Source organism: Sphingobium sp. SG1, assembly GCF_057063145.1.
Map to the genome: position 1 here is coordinate 530,180 of NZ_JBVVOJ010000001.1, position 15,897 is coordinate 546,076.

A 15,897-nucleotide genomic window follows, 5' to 3' on the forward strand; every position below is an offset into this window, starting at 1 on the left:
GCCCATTGCTGCGGTAATCCGCGCTATTGGTTTGGTGAGCCCACCATTCAGGAACGGCGGGCTCTCACGGATCAGAACGATGAGTGGCTTGAATATCCGAACGGATAATTGGCGCGCAGGATTTGGTTTTCGAGGAACTTTCGAAAATCGTCGGAACCCAAGATGGCGTCATAATCAATCGCCTTCTTGGGTTTCACCCGGCTATAATGTTCGCCAGTCTGGACCGACTTCAGACTGTAGATCATGTCGCTGGGCGCACCGGTGATCGGCCACAATTTTTCCCGCGTGATGAAGTGTATCCGCCGGTGATCCGCCTTGTCCTTGAGCGTCGTGTTCAGGCTGGTCAAATTGCCATAGCTGCTCTCGGACCACTCAGCCAGAATACGCAGCCCACGATCGGCGAAATAATGTTCGACGTCACGACAGATTGCAACGATCGCGCCGTTTTTCGCTGCGAAAAACAGCCGGTTGATCAGGTCGGTATCGTCTCCGACATCAAAGTCTGAACGGACGCTGGCTTCCTTCTGTTTGAGCGTCATTTCGCTCCAGTGATACAACTTCATGCAGCGGCCTCCGACAGCATGACGAGCATGGTCTGCATCGCCGCGAGTGCCTGATTGCCTGCCACGCCCTTCGGCATGGGGATCAGTCCATAGAGGGGCATGATATCAACCAGCGCGGGCGTGTTCGAGCGGCCATAGCCACCCTTGAGGAAAGCATGGAACTGCGCTGTGTCGAGCATGCTCCGCTTCTCAAACGTGATCCCAGCCAGATCGCGCAGATAGGCGAAGTCATTCACGAGAGACTGACCGACAACGAAGTCGCAGTCATACAGGCGTGCCTCAAGAATTTCGAGGGCGCTGTCCAACTGCATGGTGATCCGGTCACCATGCTCGAAATCATGCGGTTCATCGCTCGTCCCTGCGATGTCGATGTGCATGCTTTCCATCACCGCATCGACCATGGTGGTGATTCCGATGCTCATGATCTGGGTGTCATCGGGCGTTGGTATGATATCGATGGCGCAGAAATTGAACGCCGCGATATCTTCCATGATGTCGCGCGCGCGTTCCTTCAGCTTGATACGGCGAGCCTCGCGATGTCGAGTCTTCTCCAGATGCGCTTCGAAGTTATTCGTATTGGCAATGAAGCGCCTCCAGCGCGCGACTGTCTCATCGAAGCCGGGGATATCAACCGGCGGCTGGCCCTTCACAGGAAACCTCTCTTTGTAGAGCGCGGAAATCTTAGCGCGCACAGCATCACGAATGGGCTTCAAATTCATCGATCAAATCCTGCTCAGGGAAATCATTTCATCAAGTGACGACAGGATATGCATCGCCGCCCTCTGCGTCAATTTTCAGACCTAAATAGCGGATGAGAAATTTCATCGACATTGTTCTCAGTGAAAGCAGCCAAGACGTTTTCGACCTCATCAGTGGGCAAACGTGGGAAAGCGCTGAGCAACTTCTCATCGCATTGCGCGATGGTGGCGTCGTCCCCCTTGGTGGCGGCTCACAAGCGCGTGTCTACGCCCACGGTACAGACGCGGTAGTTAAGGTCTATAAACCTGATGCAGCATATGATGCTTTCTTGAATTATTGTCAGGCTCACACTGGCAACGCGCATCTACCGCAGATCGAAGACCGGCGCGCTTTCGCGAGCGGTGGCGGGATTGTCATCATGGAGCGCCTTACCGCACTATCTCACGACGAATTCTACGGCTTGGAAGGCTTGCTCAACTATGCGAGTATTGTAGAACAGGCCGAGCCTGTGGACACCGACTTACAGATTGCAGCCGAATTTGAGAAGCACCATGCGTCACTGGCCAACGTAATATCAGACTTGGTCGCGCTAGGTCGGTATGATCTTGATATGTCCCCCGGCAACATCATGCGTCGTCAAAATGTGATCGTGATCACCGACCCGCTAATCGACTGATAATAACTCCAATTTGTATCTGCTTTTATATTCGTCTGTAGGCGGCAGGGGGTGAATGAAGTCCGTTCGTTTATCCCACCGCTCGTGAAAGCGACCATATTCTATACGTACCCACCAATGCTTGACCTCTGTGACGATACCAACATGTCCAATCCACTCACCGCGCTCTAATTTGGAGCGGCGGATGGGATCACCCACTTTCAGTTTCGCGAGATCAAGGCCGGGTCCAAGCATTTCATCGAGATATCACGACTGGACGATTTCAGGAAGGGGTTAGCCGATCCATCGGGAAGACATATTCGTCTGTTGGAACGTCCCCCACTTTGACCGCTTCCACATGGGTGATGATCCGTGGATTGATGATCGCTACGACAGTTTCATCCCGGCCGCCGTAACGGGTCTTCATCATGTCGACCCCATGATCGATGAGGAACTGGCGAAGGCGATCGGTGCGGCTGTTGGGCAGAGCCTCATAGTTGAGGCACAGATTGACCAACACTTCGGCAATCACACCCTCCCCGCCCCTGCGTGCCATGTTGTTGCGAAGGTCTGCGATGATATCCCGGCGATACCGTGCCGGAACATTGCGGGTCACGAAATCGATCATATCGTCGATCGGGACAACCACTTCATCGAGCAGGCGGCCGGGTCGGAATGAGACGCGATAGAGCTTACCGCCACCCTTGGCATATTGGACAGCGCGATCGAAATGGCTTGTCAGATAGAGGCCGGGACCATGCTCCCAGCGCCCCTTCTTATGAGCCTTGACCTCCAGATAGTCGCTTTCGAGGTTCCGGCCTCCGTGCCACATGGTTATGATATTGTCGGCTTCGATCACGATGTTGATGATTTCACGCATGGCTTACTTAGCATCGGCATAATGGGCGAACACGCGTTCGGTCTCTTCGAGGTGATACGTGTCCTCGTCATCCATTTCGATACCGAGCGATTCCACCAGATTGTAGAAGCCTTCCGACGGATAGTCGGTGCCCTTCTTTACCACCAGCACGGAAAGCAGGATGCCGTGCTTTTCGTAGGATCGACTGGAGATCACGCCCAGCATCACGCCCATTTTGTTCCGATCGGATGAGAGGACATGATTGAGGCCGACATAGTCCATGAGCTTGCCATATGGGATCAGCGTGCGTTTGGCCGCGCAATCGGCGAGATGCTCCTCGATCATGTCGAGCTTGGCCTCATATTCCTCCACCTGTGTGCGGAATGATTCCAGCGCTACGTAGAGGGATTTTTCGATGCGAATGCCATCAAGGGTTCCGCGTGCCATACGCTGCTCGATTGCCGCCCGGCTGACGCCCCAGTGCTTGGCCACATCGGTGATGCCGATAACGCCGAGTGTGGAACTCGTCTTTGAGGCCGCGAGATAAGCAGGAACGTCCTTGAATTCGCGAATCATGTGATTATCCTCCACGTTGTGCTATATACTCGATATAGCCAACATAGAGGATGGTCAATCGTCGAAAACGGAGAAATGCTCCGGCCCAAGCGGTCGGGTCAGCACGACCTTTCCCGGAAGCCCATGTGGGCTGTTCAATTCCTCTTCAACAGTGTCGGCCATGCCATCCTCTGGGTCGACCCGGAGATATGCGGCCGGGACGTTGCGGACCGCCAGAACGGTGGAGCAGCCCTTCTCCTCAGCGAACCAGCGCGCGTCTTCAGGGTGGCTGGTCAGATAGAGATAGCGGCTCTGGCCTTGGTTTGCTCCGCTCGCCGCGCCATGGGGTTCCCAGCCGGTCTGACACAGGATATCTGAGCAGGTCCCGTGGTAGAGAGTGTAGGTTTTGCCTGCGGCGTTTTCGATGAGGGCAATGAGATCGCGGAACATGCAGGCACCTAGCTTGGGGACCGGTTATTTATGCACCAAGAAGCGCTCCAGAGCCTCGGCATAGTCCTCCCGGTCATAGTCGAGCGGACTGATTAGGAACACATCATTGCGAGTGACGTAGAAACCCTGTTTGCCGCGCTCCTTGCGAACGCTCGAAGGTCGATCTTTGAGCTTCCTATAGGGTCGCAGATCATGTCCTCCCGTTCGCACGCCAATGAGAAGCACGCCGTGCATTTCATCGCGATCGAGCGACCAGAACTGGTCGAACTGTTCGACGTAATAGCGCATCAGGCTTCGACGATATCCTTGATGAAGTCGACGTCGCCGTCGTTGAACCAGCTTACGGTGAAGCCACTACCCATGACCACGGTGCGGGCAGCGATGTGGATATGCTTGCCTGCGCTGCGAACGTCGATCGCGTCTACGTGCTTCAAAGAGGCGCGCTTGCGAAATTCACGAGCCGACAGCGCTCCGGTGGCACGCTCCATCGCGGCGCACAGAGCGTCGAGATCGATATCCGCGCGATCGGGGAAGCTGTTCCATTCCGCAGGCAGTTCGAAGGGCGAGCGAACCGAGCCATAATAGAGGGCGCTGGTGTGGAGTTGCATGAACGTTTCCTTATTACGCGACAAGGTCGCAAAAGTGGACGTGAACGTCTGTCATACCGATGTCCATGACATGGGCGCGAACGACCGCAGATTTACCATCAGCCTTGATGTGAATGATCTGACCACTTGCACGGCGTCGACCGTTATTGGCCGACCGCATACCTTTGATCGAAACTGTTTGGCCTTCATGAAACATGGCTTTTCTCCATCTGACAAAAGCATCTATACCACTTTTTATGATAGCGCAAGCCTATTCTTTGAGTTCCTCAATCAGTTCGACCAAACGCTGACTAGCCGCTCTCGATTCGACGATTTCCGCTTCAGTCATGGGAGGGTGGAGTTTGCACACGACACTCTCGGCGGCCACCGTCATGGTGAATAGCGCTCCGCGCCGGGTCGCATTATCCAGCCGTCTACGGTCTTCCTCGTTGAACAACGTCAGGGGAGCCGACATGTAGATTTGGTCGTCATCCCATTCGGTCAGGCCGCTGGTCTGCTTCAGCACCGCATCGAAGAATATCTCATCACCTTCGGGTTCCGGATAGTCATCGATATAGCCCTCGAATGTCGCAAGTATGGTCGGATCGATCATCAGCCTGCCAATCCCCAATCCATCAGCTTGGCGGCGCATGAAAGATACGCATTGATCGCCGCCGTGGCATCTTCGGTATAGAATTGCCATTCCGGCTGATATAGATCGCCCGGTTTTACGTCGGTATCGGGGTCAACTCCATTGGATGCGCAGATCGCACGGGCGACTTTTTCGACCACCCAATCCATATGTTCAGGTTCAATAATCATACAGCAATCTAGGCAACACCATTCTTGGTTCTCAATAAATAAGCACATGCGCAACTGGATCAAATTGTTCGAAAGCGAACTCGTCGACGAAATTCTCTACCACGGGACGCGGGAGGAATTTGACGCGTTTGATCTATCCAAGGCTCGAACTGCCCAGCACATATACACGTCGCCTGACTTCGACACGGCCGCCTATTATGGCCCGATCGTTTATGAGTGCCGCGCGATGGGACCGCAGGCCGATATCACTGCTGACGAAGGCTGGAAGCTGAATGCGCGTCTGGCAGAAGTGTTCGCAGATCGCTTCTATGACGCGATCGAGAGCGATGAGACGCTCATGGATGCCAAGCATGCGGCTGCGCAGCGCATCCTAGATGCATCAAGCGATCCTGACATGACCTTGGATGAGGCTATGTGGTACGTCGACGAGGATGCAGAGTTCATTCGGGTGCGCGAACAGGTAGCCCGTCAGTATGCGCTACACCTGTTCACCGATGGCAAGGTCTACGAATATGACATGAACGGCCGCCTTCAGGATGACATCCTCGGCGAGGTGTTCTCATGGGGCTATCACAGCATCCGCTTCACCGATAGCAATCCGGATGGAGCATGGATCAGCGTTGTGATTGATGACCCTGCCCACATCCAGATTATCCGCCGCGTGCGCTAGGTCTCACAACGCAGGATGACATCCACGCCGGTCCGCACACCCTCCGAGATAAGGGTGAGATGGCGTGGCTGTTCAGTCGTTTCATACTCGACCGTCCGGGCGGGCTTACCCACATCGTCGAGGACGACCAGTGGCGTTCCGTGTTCGCCCATGAACGAGTATGCACTATCGCCCGACCCCTGCTCCAGCATCACTGCTCTGCCGTTTATCCGCATGACCGCCCTCCCCTCAGTGTAGAGGATGACCTTGTTGATTGCCGGATCGATGACGATGCAGTTATAGCCGCCCTGAGCCCAGTCTTTATCGCTCATTGTAATGGGCTGGATTTCGAGACCGGGCTGTTTCTCGTCTACGGGCGTGGCCTGCTCAGCAGGTTGCGTGAACCGGACGGGCGCAGCCTTCGGTCCCTCTCCCGGAAAGACGATTTTCTCTTTAGTCGCATCCCTGATGGTGACCTTCGGAGTTGTGGACGTGGCCGGGGCGTCGTTGCACGCAGCAAGCATCGTGACACAGAAAATGGCAAAAAGCCGGGCGTTGAGCATTCAGTTTATTACCTTTCCTGCCTGTTTGGCGTCGATCATAACGCAGGTAGTCGACTTCAGCTATCGAAGAATTATACGTAGGGTGTGCTGGTGCGGTTCCGGCGACTCCGCTGCTTGTGTACATCGCGAATAACCGTCAGGGCGTTAATCAGACGATCAAGAGCGGAAGTATCGTAATTGCGGTATGTGAGTGCATGTTTCACACTATCGACGATGTCGGTGACGATCCGGTCTTGGAATTCCCAATCGCTATAAGCCTGAATGCCTTCGTTGAAGGCGCTAAGATTGAGACCGCCAGCGTCGAGCACTTTTGGGAGGTCTTCTTCGATCCCTCCTAGTGCGACACTGAGAAGCTCTTCTTCCATCGCTTCTTCTTTGCTCCCAAAGAGCGAGCCATTGAACGAATAGGCATCAACGACTTCACCTTCCACCAATGGCTTCAGGCTGCCGTCACTGTTGCGCACGGCCTTTACAATAGCGATGGTCATATGATCTCCAATCAAATCTTCTTCGAGCTAACGAAGCGGCGACGGGGATAGCAATATTTAGATGAGGCCTTTGAGCAGCAGATTTGCGTTCAACCCGCGCATATCAAGTTGCTCACGAGCCCGCTCGACAAACTCTCGCCACGACGGCAGCTTGATATGCACCGGATAGGTTGAGCGTGCCATGGCGAGGAGTTCGTAATGATTGCTCTCGGCCACGTCATGCGAGGCGACCAATTCATCAAGCCCATCGAAATCACGGGCGGCAATGAATTCATTCACCTCGCTGATGATCTCTCGCATGCGGCCATGATGGTTGTCTTCGTTGCTCAACGTAAATTCCTTACGGTTTATCTCTGAAATTCTTCATCATTTTCTGCGGGGTCAACCCTTTGAACGGTGTGGGCTCGACATCATCCACGCTGGCATCTTCGGCCTTGACCATGCACTGGTTGATGAAGTCACCATCCCAAAATACAAATGCACGATGCGCCCATCCGCCACCGCCACGGTTATGACCACCAACGCGAGCACCACCGGCATATTCGACACCGACATAGCCCAACCGCTGGAAGCCTGCGATAAGAGCATCGGATGCGTCCTTGCGGATATGATAGCCGCTCAGGGTTCCGTTCATGATATGATCGAGTGTGGGGTTGGTCCCGTCACCTCCGACGGTGTTGCCCTGCCAGCTATAACGGACCCCTTCCTTCCGATAGAGGGACAACCAGTCCTTGAACGACGTTCCTTTGTTGTCATTGTCACGAAAGTCGATCCACCCCGGTAGTTGATAGCGCGTCCCCTCCCCAGTCATATCGTTGATCACCTGCGTAAGCATTTTGATCGCGGCATTGGACAGAGGCGCTTCACCATTTAGGCAGCGCTTCACATAAGCGACCGGAACATCGAAGTGGGTTATCGCCCCCTTCCATTCGCTTCGCTTGAGTATTTTCCACTGGCCAAGCGTCGATTTGACAAAGACGAAATCCTTGGCGTTGGTTTTGTAGATCGCTTTCGCCTGTTTCAGCTTTTCTTTGTAAGCCGCGAGCAGAGCATCCATCATTTCCTGCTTGAGCGCAGCTATGTCCCGATCATAGTTATCACCACGGTCGATCTGCCATGCCCGGCTGCGAAAGTCAGAAACAATGTCCTCTTTCTCGCCGACCCAGCCCAATTCTTTCCGGATGATATGCTGGAGATAATCAGCGATCGCACCCTTCTGACTCTCATGTGGTTCGTCCGCGTTGTGTGACTGCATGCCATAGGTGCGCGCAAAAGAATAATCGCGCGCTACCGTGGCATCGCTGGTCAGATAGATGCCCTGCCCAAAAAGTGCGTCCCGATCGGTTTTCGAGATATCGAACTGATCGATTTTGGTCGTGTCGCCGCGATAAAGCGTGATGGTGTTGGCGGCCTTTTCAGCAAGGATGTCGGACATGCGCATGGCTTATTTATGCCCGTGGAGCGAATGCCCTCTTCAGCATGCGCTCAAGGCTTTCCTCGAACGACTGATCCTTGAAGTAACCAGTTTCGAACAGACGCTGGTGCGATCGCCGCGCATAAGCCCGGATATCCTCTGGATCGGTCGGCTTAAAGCCGTCCTCCCAGAATTCATATTCAACGCACGGAACTAAGCGACCATGCTCGTCGCGATGCTGCTCTGCGTCCGGGCTTTCATCTTCATAGTCGATTACATTACATGAGCAGCCACGAGGGACGCACTCGTCGCAATACTCACCCAGACCGTCGGCCGGGACATATTCCCATACTGCCAGCCGCCCGCAGGCGCATACGGCCAGTTCACTTGACATCACAAAGTCCCTTCAGGTCGAACGAACCACCAGCCGCGTGGCGGATCGTCATCATCATTTCATCATTCCGCATGCGCTGGATGTTCATCAGCACGAGGACGTCTGGCTCGCTCGTGGCCACGTAGGCTGCGGTGACCATCGGTTTGGCGGCCATGACTTTCATTTTGGGCACGTCCCGTCCCTTGGCATAAGCCATGCGGGAGCGCTTACTGTTGCAGTCGAGGCAACTCGCGGCCGTGTTGAGGTAACTGCTGCCCCCACCCTTCTTGCGCGGTTTCAGATGCTCGATCGTCACCGTAGTGCCCGGCTTGGGATCAGGCACGTCAGCCGGTGTCATTACCACGTCGCAGAAATAGCAAAGGCCGCCTTGATTGCGTGCGTGGACGTCGCGAAGATGGCGGAGATATTCGCGTTCATCGCGGGGGACGTTACGATTGCTCATTTACACCCGCCAGCGCCGCAAGGCACTTTTCTTTGAACATTTTGAAGCGATACCAGAACGACCATTGGCCTCCCGATCCGGAATCGCGCTCGATCCCCACTTCGTCCATGAGACGCACGAGATCACGGCTCACCTGTCGGTTGCTGCGGTTCCGGAAATGGCTCCGCTGCTCGGTGATCATCCAGTTTTCCCGCAGTGCCACCCGCTGGTTATGAATGCGCTGGTCGAGCTTCAGTCGCATGGCATGATCGCATACCTTGTGCTGTCGCTTCTGCCAGCGCGCGATCGCCTCATCCTTATCGTCAACTGATAGGCCAGATGCACCACAGGCATTGCATTCAACGAACCACAAGCCATCATGATATGTCGCGAGATAGGCAGGCCCGGCGCAGAATGGACATGGGTCCAACGTTGGCTGGGGGAAATCGTATTCGCGCTCAGTGAAGGTCAATTCACTCATGTGAAGCGCGTAACCGACTGAGCCAAGATTTCTTCGGCACGATCCACCATAATTTCCGAATGATCGCTCAGCCCATCTCGATCGTTGACCGCCCGGCTCAATTCGACAACGGCTTGAGCCAGTTTTGGGACGAGACTGATGTAGTCAGCCAACCGCCGACGATCTGCGACTGGGATATAGGTGCATCCGGTCAGCATATAGGCTTCGTCGACCGTTAGAGGCCCGTTGCCGCCTATTTCGGTCATCTTTGGACCCGCCGCAGCCGCCACGCCGGTGGTCACAGACGAGCGGAACTGGTCGAGGATGGCCATCGCCTCTTCGCCGATCTCAGAGTAGGCCAACCGGTTGTCCATTACCGCGCGCCATCCGATGGCCACGCCGGGGATTTCGTCGTAGATTTTGAACATGCGGGCTACCGCTTCGGAAATATTGTCGCTCATGCGGTCCTCAGTGATTATGGCGGGCGTAAGCCTGCCAGAAGGCCCGCTCCCATGCCGCAGCATGTTCCGAGCCATCTGGATGCGGGTTGGGGCGGTGGATCGGTCGACCGGGCGCGCCCCATGCGTGAAATGCAGCGTCTTCGGCATCGTCGGCTATTGCGTCGAACAATGCGTCTTCTGCGAAATCAATTTCAGCGTCGCTCATTTGCGTTCGAGACTATCGGCGATCCGCTTGAGCGAAATTGCTATCGAAGCCAGATAGATATTACGTTCTTGGTTGCCCTCGTGACAGTCAGAGAACGTCACTTTCTCGATGCGATCGGAAACTGGCGGCCCAGCCGGAGCGGTTCGCTGTCGCACCGCAGAGGTTTCCGGCAAAAAGCCATCCCACGCAGCCATATCAATTCTCCTGCTCAAATATCTTGATCAAATCGAGCCGGAAGATCGGCTCTGAGATAAGCCGTAACAGCACGGGTCATCTCAGAGCTATATTTTTCTTCGTCAGCCCTGTGCGCGGAGGTCGGCGCTGCGCTTTTGTTCAGCTACCTTGGCTGCACTTTCGCGGAGAAGTGTTTCGATCGCAACGTGGAATTCAGCTTCGGTCTTCGGCATGGGGACTTCTGCCCCTACCGAATTGGCCCAACGATCGAAATTGCCGTCGCAGATTTCCATCAGATCACAATGGGGCAGGACGCGAAAGTGTCGCCGACCATCGACCGTTCCTGCGGCAAAACGAGGAGCGCGTGAATAACCTACGAGATGATGATATTTGGTCATCTCACGACGATGGAGACCGAATTCCCGCCATTGCTTGATCCGCGCGAGGCGGAACCAGTAACGAAATGATTTCGGGACACGGGCGTTACTATTTTCCATCGTCAAATGCCTTTCTCAAATACCCCGTTGCATTAGGGGTACTTGAGTGACAATTCAACCCTCAGGGGTTCGGAATACCATCGTAGAGCATCACCGGTTTGGTGATACCGGATCGATCCAGTGCGAGTGGGATGAGGAAGCGCAGATTGGGGATTGCGAACTCACTGAGCAGCAGTCGGTCGATACGCATCACCCCCACTTCCTCCTCCTCCATCGTGCGGACCCCCCAGAGCGCGTCTGACGTCGCGCCGAAGAAGTGACAGACGAAATTTTCGCCGGTGAGAATGGCGACATGCTCCCACTGCTCAGCAGGTATATCGACGCCGGTCTCCTCCAGAAACTCCCGATGCATTGCGGTCACCGGGTCTTCGCCCGGCTCAATCTTACCGCCGATTGCGTTGAGACGACCAGCCTGCCATGCAGGCTTTTGCTTCCGGATGATCGCGGTAAAAGTCCCGGAACGGTTGAACAGCATTCCGGCTACATAATGAATAACTTCGCTCATATCGTGCTCTCAAATTACACGCGCACGATACGAGCCTGCTCTTAATCAAGTCGAATTAATTCCGCCCGGATGTTGCGATCTTCTGCTGTCATTAAATTTGGATTGCCCATGGGTATTTCGCCGTGACAGAACTCACAGTCGGGATCGCCGCAATGATCCTGCCAGTCGGCATCACGCCAATCGATGCGGCCTGCCAGCAACCGACTTCTCTCTGCTTGAGATAAATTTCCGATCTCCATAACGCCTTGATTTCTGTGTTGTTAGGCGACATAGCCAACCGGATTTTATGAAAGCCATTTGATAATGTCGAACCGTAAACCATTGATCGGGATCACCCGAAAAAAGAAACTTCCCCGAAAAGGCAGTCGGCTCAGAATGGTCCTAAGCCTGTTGCTACGACCAGAAGGCCTTACCTCATTCGAGGCTGCCGCTGCTATAGGTGCAGGCTCTCGCCATACTGATCTCAACGCGATGATGGAGATATTTCGGAATATTCATGGCTATGAAATCCATCATCTGGCCAACTCATCTGCTAGTCGCCGGGGCATTGTGGCCTATAAAATAGTCGGAAAATACCGTGGTGGCCGATATCGCGCTTTTACGTTCAATTCATCCCCAACCCCTCGGATCGAAAAGCAAAAAGTGACGCTGGGCGACGGCGTAATGGCTAGCTCAGTTAGACCACCGCGTAAGCGACCAAAAAAGGGATCGGCCATGCGGGATGCTATGTTGCTGATGATTAGATCACAGGGCGTCACCGCGCAGGAATATTGCAGGGAAACCAACCGGAAGAGCCCAGTTCAACCTATGGTGATGCATATCCAAGCGTTTTATGGATATGAGGTCGAACACATCTGTCATGGTGATAAGAAGCGCGGCGGACGGATAGCGTATAAAATTGTTGGCAGGCATCGTGGCACTGGTATCCGCGTGTTCACATTCAATAGCCGTTTAGATGAGTGATGAACTCTTCATGCGGAGAAATCCCCGATGACGCGCTTGATATGCTCGGTCACGACGAACCGGGCGTTCTGCGCAAACTCGATCGCCCTGTTCCGGTCCCTTGGCGAGAAACGGAGCGGTTCAAAGGTGTGGCCATTTTTGGCACCACTCACCTCGTAATGAGTTTGCCCGCCAGTGATCGACGCGAGATCGTCCCAAAACTGACCCTTGGGCTCGAACTGGTAGACCTCCATGACCGAAGCAGCATAGCCGTCTTCGTTGGGGACGATCCTCGCCAGCCGCTCCAATGCTGTTTCGGTCCCGGACATCAGATGAGCGCACCCTCTACTGCATAGTAATAGCGCTGTGCATCTTCAAGGCTGTCGGCCGCATCGGTAAGCGCGGCGGCGAGGTCCGCTGCCACCGTTTCGTCACAGGCCAGATGAACGGCTCGTGCGCGCATGCGCAGCCCGTCAATTGTTTCCTGAAGCTGTGGGGTTCTGAATTTGTTCATCGCATGGTTCCTTCAAATGGAGGACAACCATGGATCAGCCGAACCGTCGGAGGCAATATTATCCGTCAGCTATTGTAATACATCATGCCATCTGCGTCCCACTGAACCGAGGCATTCTCATTCAGGAACTCAAACGCATTATCACGGCTGGTGAAACGCATGAAGTAGGACGCGTTGTCCGATCCGTAGAACAGCAGCATCCACGGCTTATCCGCCACCAATTCTGCTGTTTCGTTTTCGTCATCCCCGAAGAGATCAGTGCATTTCATCACATGCACGGCCGCGCAAGGAACCCCGCCGATCTCGGTCCCCCAATTGTTAAACGTGCCGGTGATCGGAATGAAACCAACAAACATAGCGTCGGTCACGCGATTGATGCGCGTCCAGCTTTTTGCCATGTAGTTGATCATACCGATGGCTTCGATTTGCGAAGTCAGCATCTCATGATAGATCGGCATGGCCTACCCTTTCGGTCTTTTATTGTGAACGGTTGCGCCCAACTGCTTCAGCATATTGAGCGTGAAGCGCCGGGCATCGAGCAGCGTGTCGAAGCCCATCGGCCCGGCCCACATTTCGCGGTTCATGACGCGGATGTCCTGCCAGAACTCGAAACCCTCCATGTTGACGCTCCAGTGCCCATGGGAGAGATATTTGCGCAGAACCGCGATCGCGGTGCCATTGGCAAGATGCGCGACGTAGACCGGGCGTGCGCGAGTGCCGTTGGTCCAGTATATGTCTGCACCGCTAACCCGATCGAAGGCCGCTGTGGTGGCACGCCAGCGTGGTTCGCCGTCGCTCTCCACCCAACCGGTCTTCTCGTCGCGGGTGATCACGATGATTGGCCGAACAGGGCGTTCAGACGCTCATATTCGGCGCGATCGCGCTTTTCACGTTCAGCCAACCTTTCGCGCTCGACGCGTTCGCGTCTTTCAGCCTCTTCAATGGTCTCCATACGGGAGCCCAGAAGAAGGACGGAACGATAATCGGAATACTGATCCTCTTCACCGAGATCAAAGTGCAGATTGCTCCAGCCTACCGCCGTCAGGGCGTCATGATCTTCGATCAGCTTCGTCACCAGCGAGAGCATGCCCATTTCGACATCATAGCTGAATCTGCTGACGCGCATATTGTGAAGCATTTTCGGGGTAGCCATGATCGTCCCTTTCAATTCGAATGCGACTATACCACTTTTTATGACCAATTCAAGCCGCCATTGCGCGACGGTCCAGATTTTCAATCTGCTTCATCAAGCTGGCCTGCCTTCTCCGATCACGCGAATTGGCCACTGGATGGGTGTCAAGCTCGTGCTGAAGGATAGAGCGGATATCGCCGGGTGGCAGCCCAATCGCCTCTCGAATGGCCCGGCGATTGATTGGCCCGCCATCAGGAGGAGTGAAGTTCCAGTTTAATGGCGCGATGACTTCTGGGCCAAAAATCAGCTTGCCATCATAGGGTCGGGAAGGCTGGCGAAAATAGCGTCCACGCGCCAACGTGACATGACCGGTGAACCCCTCGGGATGATCGACGGGCATCAAAGCCGCGATGCTCATCCAACGCGCGTGAAGCGCATCGTGGTCGAATGTCATACCATGCGCACGCTTGCCCAGATGCGCCATGGGCTTTTCACCGGCGTCGACTTCGACCACATCGTCATGAAGACGCTCCAGCAGCGACCAGTCGGCGCACGTCCGGACTGTTACGAGAGTCGCGTGGAGTTCCTCCGGTTTGACCATATAGATCGCCCCGGCCTCGATAGCCCAACGGTAGACGTCCTGCCAGTTCAGCAGCGGACGATAGAGCCAGAATGCGCGATGACGACGACCGGGTTCGATTGTCACTTCAACACTTTCATGCCGAAGATCGTGCGAGCCTTCTCCAACGATGGCTCTACCGACAGGCCGATCAGGGCCATATCCGCCCCTTCATCCTTGGCTCCCCAGTCGATGGGGCTAATGATGCGCGCCATCTGCTCGATGATCGCATCAGCAGCGGCCTCCATATCATCGGTGTCCTCGGCCACCGGCTGAGACGTGCCCTTCTGGAAAGGCTTCTTTTCCAGCCCCAACGCAGCGGCGGCGGCACTGTGGATATGATAGAGATCACGCACCCGATCCTGATCGGTGTCCTCGATATGAGGCGTGCTGCGACGATAGACCTTGTTCAGGGCCTCGCGCATCTGTTCAGTCTCATTCTCGGCAAACGCCACCATGGCGTCGGTGACAGCAACCGGATCATCGAGCTTCGCCATGAGCAGGCGACCAAGGACCCCATTGAGAACGATGCGTGCGCGGCTGTGGATGGTAGTGGTCATCAGGAACGTCCCGTCAGTCGAAGGTTGATAAGAGTGCCCATGCGCTGCCGCACTTCACTCAGACGGGCGACGCGTTCGGAAAGGGTCGAGGGAAGGGATGTTTCCACCATGCGACAGGCTTGGTCGAGTTCATCCCACAGTTCCGCAACCTCCACGTCGCCGTTGAGCGACTGTTGGGCTTCCGACATTGCCGTGACGCGGTGCAACGCGAGGAGCCGCATTTCTTGGTGATGATCCAAATGACCATCAATGACATCCTGATTGGACGCCACCTTGTTAAGGCCAAGCTTGATATAGACGGCGCGATCGGCCGCCGTGGGGCTCAACGGATTGCTCATGCGCGTTCCTCGCTGTGGGGGCGATTGAGGTAAATCACATTATCCTCCCGCGCCTCAACGGGCTGCGGAACCGGATGATCGAAATAGGTCTGGTTGCGGAAACGGATCATTCCGATGATCGCGCCGACCACGAGGAGCGTCATGATACCAAGGATGCTGAACATCAAAAGACTCCGTCTTGCGTGAGCTTGTCACCGGCATAGAAGAGAATGCGCTGCAACACATCGCCCGGAACCTGCACGATCGACTGTTCCCGCTCTTTCTGCGTGGGCACGGCATGAAGCGGCATCGCATTCATCATAGCCATGAGCGCGATGGCGAGGTCGCCGCGAAGCTGCTGAAGGTCATGCTCAATCTGCATCTGAAATCTC

Annotated in this window: 36 protein-coding genes; 3 read left to right on the forward strand and 33 right to left on the reverse strand. The window is 55.0% G+C overall.

Features of this window, described 5'->3' with window-relative positions; genetic code table 11:
- Positions 1-71: 71 nt before the first annotated feature.
- Together AC0KVN_RS03370 and AC0KVN_RS03375 are read right to left on the reverse strand one after the other, a co-directional pair.
- Positions 72-539 carry a hypothetical protein gene (locus AC0KVN_RS03370; protein ID WP_483655715.1) on the reverse strand — a complete coding sequence of 156 codons (468 nt, stop codon included), beginning with the start codon at positions 537-539 and terminating at the stop codon, positions 72-74.
- A 20-nt stretch (positions 540-559) separates the two neighbouring features.
- Positions 560-1,282 (reverse strand): hypothetical protein, encoded by a 723-nt coding sequence (locus AC0KVN_RS03375; RefSeq protein WP_483655716.1) that lies wholly within the window; start codon positions 1,280-1,282, stop codon positions 560-562.
- A gap of 92 nt (positions 1,283-1,374) precedes the next feature.
- On the opposite strand from AC0KVN_RS03375, the gene AC0KVN_RS03380 reads away from it, so the two are divergent.
- Positions 1,375-1,938: a hypothetical protein gene (locus AC0KVN_RS03380; protein WP_483655717.1), complete on the forward strand. Its 564-nt coding sequence runs from the start codon at positions 1,375-1,377 to the stop codon at positions 1,936-1,938.
- Positions 1,939-2,200: 262 nt separating this feature from the next.
- On the opposite strand, the gene AC0KVN_RS03385 is transcribed toward AC0KVN_RS03380, so the two are convergent.
- From AC0KVN_RS03385 to AC0KVN_RS03420, 8 genes are read right to left on the reverse strand one after another with little or no spacing between them, the layout of a single operon-like run.
- Entirely contained in the window at positions 2,201-2,797 is a 597-nt protein-coding gene (locus AC0KVN_RS03385) for a hypothetical protein (protein WP_483655718.1), read from the reverse strand.
- Between the two features lie 3 nt (positions 2,798-2,800).
- Positions 2,801-3,352 carry a hypothetical protein gene (locus AC0KVN_RS03390; RefSeq protein WP_483655719.1) on the reverse strand — a complete coding sequence of 184 codons (552 nt, stop codon included), beginning with the start codon at positions 3,350-3,352 and terminating at the stop codon, positions 2,801-2,803.
- 54 nt (positions 3,353-3,406) lie between these two features.
- Positions 3,407-3,781, reverse strand: a complete 375-nt coding sequence (locus AC0KVN_RS03395; RefSeq protein WP_483655720.1) for a hypothetical protein — start codon at positions 3,779-3,781, stop codon at positions 3,407-3,409.
- 24 nt (positions 3,782-3,805) lie between these two features.
- Entirely contained in the window at positions 3,806-4,069 is a 264-nt protein-coding gene (locus AC0KVN_RS03400; protein ID WP_483655721.1) for a hypothetical protein, read from the reverse strand.
- The gene (locus AC0KVN_RS03405) at positions 4,069-4,389 is read right to left on the reverse strand and encodes a hypothetical protein (protein WP_483655722.1); all 321 of its coding nucleotides are present in this window, start codon (positions 4,387-4,389) and stop codon (positions 4,069-4,071) included. The genes AC0KVN_RS03400 and AC0KVN_RS03405 overlap by 1 nt, the downstream gene beginning before the upstream one ends.
- A gap of 13 nt (positions 4,390-4,402) precedes the next feature.
- On the reverse strand, positions 4,403-4,585 hold the full coding sequence (locus tag AC0KVN_RS03410) for a hypothetical protein (protein ID WP_483655723.1): 183 nt from the start codon (positions 4,583-4,585) through the stop codon (positions 4,403-4,405).
- Positions 4,586-4,639: 54 nt separating this feature from the next.
- On the reverse strand, positions 4,640-4,981 hold the full coding sequence (locus AC0KVN_RS03415; RefSeq protein ID WP_483655724.1) for a hypothetical protein: 342 nt from the start codon (positions 4,979-4,981) through the stop codon (positions 4,640-4,642).
- Positions 4,981-5,190 carry a hypothetical protein gene (locus tag AC0KVN_RS03420; RefSeq protein ID WP_483655725.1) on the reverse strand — a complete coding sequence of 70 codons (210 nt, stop codon included), beginning with the start codon at positions 5,188-5,190 and terminating at the stop codon, positions 4,981-4,983. Before AC0KVN_RS03420 ends, AC0KVN_RS03415 begins: the two co-directional genes overlap by 1 nt.
- 46 nt (positions 5,191-5,236) lie before the next feature.
- Between AC0KVN_RS03420 and AC0KVN_RS03425 the strand changes: the two genes are divergently transcribed.
- Complete coding sequence (locus AC0KVN_RS03425; RefSeq protein ID WP_483655726.1) at positions 5,237-5,860, forward strand: hypothetical protein; 624 nt, start codon at positions 5,237-5,239, stop codon at positions 5,858-5,860.
- Here the strand turns inward: AC0KVN_RS03425 and AC0KVN_RS03430 are convergent.
- The 13 genes from AC0KVN_RS03430 to AC0KVN_RS03490 form a co-directional block, all read right to left on the reverse strand.
- Positions 5,857-6,402 carry a hypothetical protein gene (locus AC0KVN_RS03430; protein ID WP_483655727.1) on the reverse strand — a complete coding sequence of 182 codons (546 nt, stop codon included), beginning with the start codon at positions 6,400-6,402 and terminating at the stop codon, positions 5,857-5,859. The two genes, AC0KVN_RS03425 and AC0KVN_RS03430, sit on opposite strands and share 4 nt — an antisense overlap.
- 71 nt (positions 6,403-6,473) lie before the next feature.
- Positions 6,474-6,890 carry a hypothetical protein gene (locus AC0KVN_RS03435; protein ID WP_483655728.1) on the reverse strand — a complete coding sequence of 139 codons (417 nt, stop codon included), beginning with the start codon at positions 6,888-6,890 and terminating at the stop codon, positions 6,474-6,476.
- Between the two features lie 57 nt (positions 6,891-6,947).
- On the reverse strand, positions 6,948-7,220 hold the full coding sequence (locus tag AC0KVN_RS03440) for a hypothetical protein (protein WP_483655729.1): 273 nt from the start codon (positions 7,218-7,220) through the stop codon (positions 6,948-6,950).
- Positions 7,221-7,230: 10 nt separating this feature from the next.
- On the reverse strand, positions 7,231-8,325 hold the full coding sequence (locus AC0KVN_RS03445; RefSeq protein ID WP_483655730.1) for a hypothetical protein: 1,095 nt from the start codon (positions 8,323-8,325) through the stop codon (positions 7,231-7,233).
- 13 nt (positions 8,326-8,338) lie between these two features.
- The gene (locus AC0KVN_RS03450; RefSeq protein WP_483655731.1) at positions 8,339-8,698 is read right to left on the reverse strand and encodes a hypothetical protein; all 360 of its coding nucleotides are present in this window, start codon (positions 8,696-8,698) and stop codon (positions 8,339-8,341) included.
- The gene (locus tag AC0KVN_RS03455) at positions 8,688-9,140 is read right to left on the reverse strand and encodes an HNH endonuclease (protein WP_483655732.1); all 453 of its coding nucleotides are present in this window, start codon (positions 9,138-9,140) and stop codon (positions 8,688-8,690) included. Before AC0KVN_RS03455 ends, AC0KVN_RS03450 begins: the two co-directional genes overlap by 11 nt.
- Positions 9,127-9,600 carry a Lar family restriction alleviation protein gene (locus tag AC0KVN_RS03460; RefSeq protein WP_483655733.1) on the reverse strand — a complete coding sequence of 158 codons (474 nt, stop codon included), beginning with the start codon at positions 9,598-9,600 and terminating at the stop codon, positions 9,127-9,129. Before AC0KVN_RS03460 ends, AC0KVN_RS03455 begins: the two co-directional genes overlap by 14 nt.
- Complete coding sequence (locus tag AC0KVN_RS03465; RefSeq protein WP_483655734.1) at positions 9,597-10,040, reverse strand: hypothetical protein; 444 nt, start codon at positions 10,038-10,040, stop codon at positions 9,597-9,599. Before AC0KVN_RS03465 ends, AC0KVN_RS03460 begins: the two co-directional genes overlap by 4 nt.
- A 7-nt stretch (positions 10,041-10,047) precedes the next feature.
- Entirely contained in the window at positions 10,048-10,245 is a 198-nt protein-coding gene (locus AC0KVN_RS03470) for a hypothetical protein (protein WP_483655735.1), read from the reverse strand.
- Positions 10,242-10,439 (reverse strand): hypothetical protein, encoded by a 198-nt coding sequence (locus tag AC0KVN_RS03475; RefSeq protein WP_483655736.1) that lies wholly within the window; start codon positions 10,437-10,439, stop codon positions 10,242-10,244. The genes AC0KVN_RS03470 and AC0KVN_RS03475 overlap by 4 nt, the downstream gene beginning before the upstream one ends.
- Positions 10,440-10,541: 102 nt before the next feature.
- Positions 10,542-10,916, reverse strand: coding sequence for a hypothetical protein (locus AC0KVN_RS03480; protein WP_483655737.1), 375 nt, complete (start codon positions 10,914-10,916; stop codon positions 10,542-10,544).
- A gap of 61 nt (positions 10,917-10,977) precedes the next feature.
- Complete coding sequence (locus AC0KVN_RS03485; RefSeq protein ID WP_483655738.1) at positions 10,978-11,421, reverse strand: NUDIX hydrolase; 444 nt, start codon at positions 11,419-11,421, stop codon at positions 10,978-10,980.
- A 41-nt stretch (positions 11,422-11,462) separates the two neighbouring features.
- Complete coding sequence (locus AC0KVN_RS03490) at positions 11,463-11,660, reverse strand: hypothetical protein (RefSeq protein WP_483655739.1); 198 nt, start codon at positions 11,658-11,660, stop codon at positions 11,463-11,465.
- A 64-nt stretch (positions 11,661-11,724) separates the two neighbouring features.
- On the opposite strand from AC0KVN_RS03490, the gene AC0KVN_RS03495 reads away from it, so the two are divergent.
- Positions 11,725-12,384, forward strand: a complete 660-nt coding sequence (locus AC0KVN_RS03495) for a hypothetical protein (protein WP_483655740.1) — start codon at positions 11,725-11,727, stop codon at positions 12,382-12,384.
- 8 nt (positions 12,385-12,392) lie between these two features.
- On the opposite strand, the gene AC0KVN_RS03500 is transcribed toward AC0KVN_RS03495, so the two are convergent.
- From AC0KVN_RS03500 to AC0KVN_RS03545, 10 genes are all read right to left on the reverse strand, one after another.
- A complete protein-coding gene (locus AC0KVN_RS03500) occupies positions 12,393-12,692 on the reverse strand; it encodes a hypothetical protein (RefSeq protein WP_483655741.1) in 300 nt (99 codons plus the stop codon).
- Entirely contained in the window at positions 12,692-12,877 is a 186-nt protein-coding gene (locus tag AC0KVN_RS03505) for a hypothetical protein (protein ID WP_483655742.1), read from the reverse strand. Before AC0KVN_RS03505 ends, AC0KVN_RS03500 begins: the two co-directional genes overlap by 1 nt.
- A 65-nt stretch (positions 12,878-12,942) precedes the next feature.
- A complete protein-coding gene (locus AC0KVN_RS03510) occupies positions 12,943-13,335 on the reverse strand; it encodes a hypothetical protein (protein WP_483655743.1) in 393 nt (130 codons plus the stop codon).
- Between the two features lie 3 nt (positions 13,336-13,338).
- Complete coding sequence (locus tag AC0KVN_RS03515) at positions 13,339-13,710, reverse strand: hypothetical protein (RefSeq protein WP_483655744.1); 372 nt, start codon at positions 13,708-13,710, stop codon at positions 13,339-13,341.
- Positions 13,707-14,030 carry a hypothetical protein gene (locus AC0KVN_RS03520; RefSeq protein ID WP_483655745.1) on the reverse strand — a complete coding sequence of 108 codons (324 nt, stop codon included), beginning with the start codon at positions 14,028-14,030 and terminating at the stop codon, positions 13,707-13,709. Before AC0KVN_RS03520 ends, AC0KVN_RS03515 begins: the two co-directional genes overlap by 4 nt.
- Before the next feature lie 49 nt (positions 14,031-14,079).
- Positions 14,080-14,715, reverse strand: coding sequence for a hypothetical protein (locus tag AC0KVN_RS03525; RefSeq protein WP_483655746.1), 636 nt, complete (start codon positions 14,713-14,715; stop codon positions 14,080-14,082).
- Positions 14,712-15,188, reverse strand: a complete 477-nt coding sequence (locus AC0KVN_RS03530; protein WP_483655747.1) for a hypothetical protein — start codon at positions 15,186-15,188, stop codon at positions 14,712-14,714. The genes AC0KVN_RS03525 and AC0KVN_RS03530 overlap by 4 nt, the downstream gene beginning before the upstream one ends.
- Complete coding sequence (locus tag AC0KVN_RS03535) at positions 15,188-15,526, reverse strand: hypothetical protein (protein WP_483655748.1); 339 nt, start codon at positions 15,524-15,526, stop codon at positions 15,188-15,190. The genes AC0KVN_RS03530 and AC0KVN_RS03535 overlap by 1 nt, the downstream gene beginning before the upstream one ends.
- Positions 15,523-15,690: a hypothetical protein gene (locus AC0KVN_RS03540; RefSeq protein ID WP_483655749.1), complete on the reverse strand. Its 168-nt coding sequence runs from the start codon at positions 15,688-15,690 to the stop codon at positions 15,523-15,525. The genes AC0KVN_RS03535 and AC0KVN_RS03540 overlap by 4 nt, the downstream gene beginning before the upstream one ends.
- On the reverse strand, positions 15,690-15,887 hold the full coding sequence (locus AC0KVN_RS03545) for a hypothetical protein (protein ID WP_483655750.1): 198 nt from the start codon (positions 15,885-15,887) through the stop codon (positions 15,690-15,692). The genes AC0KVN_RS03540 and AC0KVN_RS03545 overlap by 1 nt, the downstream gene beginning before the upstream one ends.
- Positions 15,888-15,897 lie beyond the last annotated feature (10 nt).

What these genes read in the sequence shown, in the direction of transcription:
- AC0KVN_RS03490 (WP_483655739.1), bottom strand. Translation starts at nt 11,660, where the DNA reads ATGGAGATCGGAAATTTATCTCAAGCAGAGAGAAGTCGGTTGCTGGCA.
- AC0KVN_RS03425 (WP_483655726.1), top strand. Translation starts at nt 5,237, where the DNA reads ATGCGCAACTGGATCAAATTGTTCGAAAGCGAACTCGTCGACGAAATT.
- AC0KVN_RS03400 (WP_483655721.1), bottom strand. Translation starts at nt 4,069, where the DNA reads ATGCGCTATTACGTCGAACAGTTCGACCAGTTCTGGTCGCTCGATCGC.
- AC0KVN_RS03500 (WP_483655741.1), bottom strand. Translation starts at nt 12,692, where the DNA reads ATGTCCGGGACCGAAACAGCATTGGAGCGGCTGGCGAGGATCGTCCCC.
- AC0KVN_RS03385 (WP_483655718.1), bottom strand. Translation starts at nt 2,797, where the DNA reads ATGCGTGAAATCATCAACATCGTGATCGAAGCCGACAATATCATAACC.
- AC0KVN_RS03410 (WP_483655723.1), bottom strand. Translation starts at nt 4,585, where the DNA reads ATGTTTCATGAAGGCCAAACAGTTTCGATCAAAGGTATGCGGTCGGCC.
- AC0KVN_RS03450 (WP_483655731.1), bottom strand. Translation starts at nt 8,698, where the DNA reads ATGTCAAGTGAACTGGCCGTATGCGCCTGCGGGCGGCTGGCAGTATGG.
- AC0KVN_RS03420 (WP_483655725.1), bottom strand. Translation starts at nt 5,190, where the DNA reads ATGATTATTGAACCTGAACATATGGATTGGGTGGTCGAAAAAGTCGCC.
- AC0KVN_RS03480 (WP_483655737.1), bottom strand. Translation starts at nt 10,916, where the DNA reads ATGGAAAATAGTAACGCCCGTGTCCCGAAATCATTTCGTTACTGGTTC.
- AC0KVN_RS03535 (WP_483655748.1), bottom strand. Translation starts at nt 15,526, where the DNA reads ATGAGCAATCCGTTGAGCCCCACGGCGGCCGATCGCGCCGTCTATATC.
- AC0KVN_RS03520 (WP_483655745.1), bottom strand. Translation starts at nt 14,030, where the DNA reads ATGGCTACCCCGAAAATGCTTCACAATATGCGCGTCAGCAGATTCAGC.
- AC0KVN_RS03505 (WP_483655742.1), bottom strand. Translation starts at nt 12,877, where the DNA reads ATGAACAAATTCAGAACCCCACAGCTTCAGGAAACAATTGACGGGCTG.
- AC0KVN_RS03475 (WP_483655736.1), bottom strand. Translation starts at nt 10,439, where the DNA reads ATGGCTGCGTGGGATGGCTTTTTGCCGGAAACCTCTGCGGTGCGACAG.
- AC0KVN_RS03390 (WP_483655719.1), bottom strand. Translation starts at nt 3,352, where the DNA reads ATGATTCGCGAATTCAAGGACGTTCCTGCTTATCTCGCGGCCTCAAAG.
- AC0KVN_RS03470 (WP_483655735.1), bottom strand. Translation starts at nt 10,245, where the DNA reads ATGAGCGACGCTGAAATTGATTTCGCAGAAGACGCATTGTTCGACGCA.
- AC0KVN_RS03455 (WP_483655732.1), bottom strand. Translation starts at nt 9,140, where the DNA reads ATGAGCAATCGTAACGTCCCCCGCGATGAACGCGAATATCTCCGCCAT.
- AC0KVN_RS03495 (WP_483655740.1), top strand. Translation starts at nt 11,725, where the DNA reads ATGTCGAACCGTAAACCATTGATCGGGATCACCCGAAAAAAGAAACTT.
- AC0KVN_RS03530 (WP_483655747.1), bottom strand. Translation starts at nt 15,188, where the DNA reads ATGACCACTACCATCCACAGCCGCGCACGCATCGTTCTCAATGGGGTC.
- AC0KVN_RS03465 (WP_483655734.1), bottom strand. Translation starts at nt 10,040, where the DNA reads ATGAGCGACAATATTTCCGAAGCGGTAGCCCGCATGTTCAAAATCTAC.
- AC0KVN_RS03485 (WP_483655738.1), bottom strand. Translation starts at nt 11,421, where the DNA reads ATGAGCGAAGTTATTCATTATGTAGCCGGAATGCTGTTCAACCGTTCC.
- AC0KVN_RS03405 (WP_483655722.1), bottom strand. Translation starts at nt 4,389, where the DNA reads ATGCAACTCCACACCAGCGCCCTCTATTATGGCTCGGTTCGCTCGCCC.
- AC0KVN_RS03460 (WP_483655733.1), bottom strand. Translation starts at nt 9,600, where the DNA reads ATGAGTGAATTGACCTTCACTGAGCGCGAATACGATTTCCCCCAGCCA.
- AC0KVN_RS03380 (WP_483655717.1), top strand. Translation starts at nt 1,375, where the DNA reads ATGAGAAATTTCATCGACATTGTTCTCAGTGAAAGCAGCCAAGACGTT.
- AC0KVN_RS03445 (WP_483655730.1), bottom strand. Translation starts at nt 8,325, where the DNA reads ATGTCCGACATCCTTGCTGAAAAGGCCGCCAACACCATCACGCTTTAT.
- AC0KVN_RS03545 (WP_483655750.1), bottom strand. Translation starts at nt 15,887, where the DNA reads ATGCAGATTGAGCATGACCTTCAGCAGCTTCGCGGCGACCTCGCCATC.
- AC0KVN_RS03435 (WP_483655728.1), bottom strand. Translation starts at nt 6,890, where the DNA reads ATGACCATCGCTATTGTAAAGGCCGTGCGCAACAGTGACGGCAGCCTG.
- AC0KVN_RS03510 (WP_483655743.1), bottom strand. Translation starts at nt 13,335, where the DNA reads ATGCCGATCTATCATGAGATGCTGACTTCGCAAATCGAAGCCATCGGT.
- AC0KVN_RS03430 (WP_483655727.1), bottom strand. Translation starts at nt 6,402, where the DNA reads ATGCTCAACGCCCGGCTTTTTGCCATTTTCTGTGTCACGATGCTTGCT.
- AC0KVN_RS03375 (WP_483655716.1), bottom strand. Translation starts at nt 1,282, where the DNA reads ATGAATTTGAAGCCCATTCGTGATGCTGTGCGCGCTAAGATTTCCGCG.
- AC0KVN_RS03540 (WP_483655749.1), bottom strand. Translation starts at nt 15,690, where the DNA reads ATGTTCAGCATCCTTGGTATCATGACGCTCCTCGTGGTCGGCGCGATC.
- AC0KVN_RS03370 (WP_483655715.1), bottom strand. Translation starts at nt 539, where the DNA reads ATGACGCTCAAACAGAAGGAAGCCAGCGTCCGTTCAGACTTTGATGTC.
- AC0KVN_RS03415 (WP_483655724.1), bottom strand. Translation starts at nt 4,981, where the DNA reads ATGATCGATCCGACCATACTTGCGACATTCGAGGGCTATATCGATGAC.
- AC0KVN_RS03395 (WP_483655720.1), bottom strand. Translation starts at nt 3,781, where the DNA reads ATGTTCCGCGATCTCATTGCCCTCATCGAAAACGCCGCAGGCAAAACC.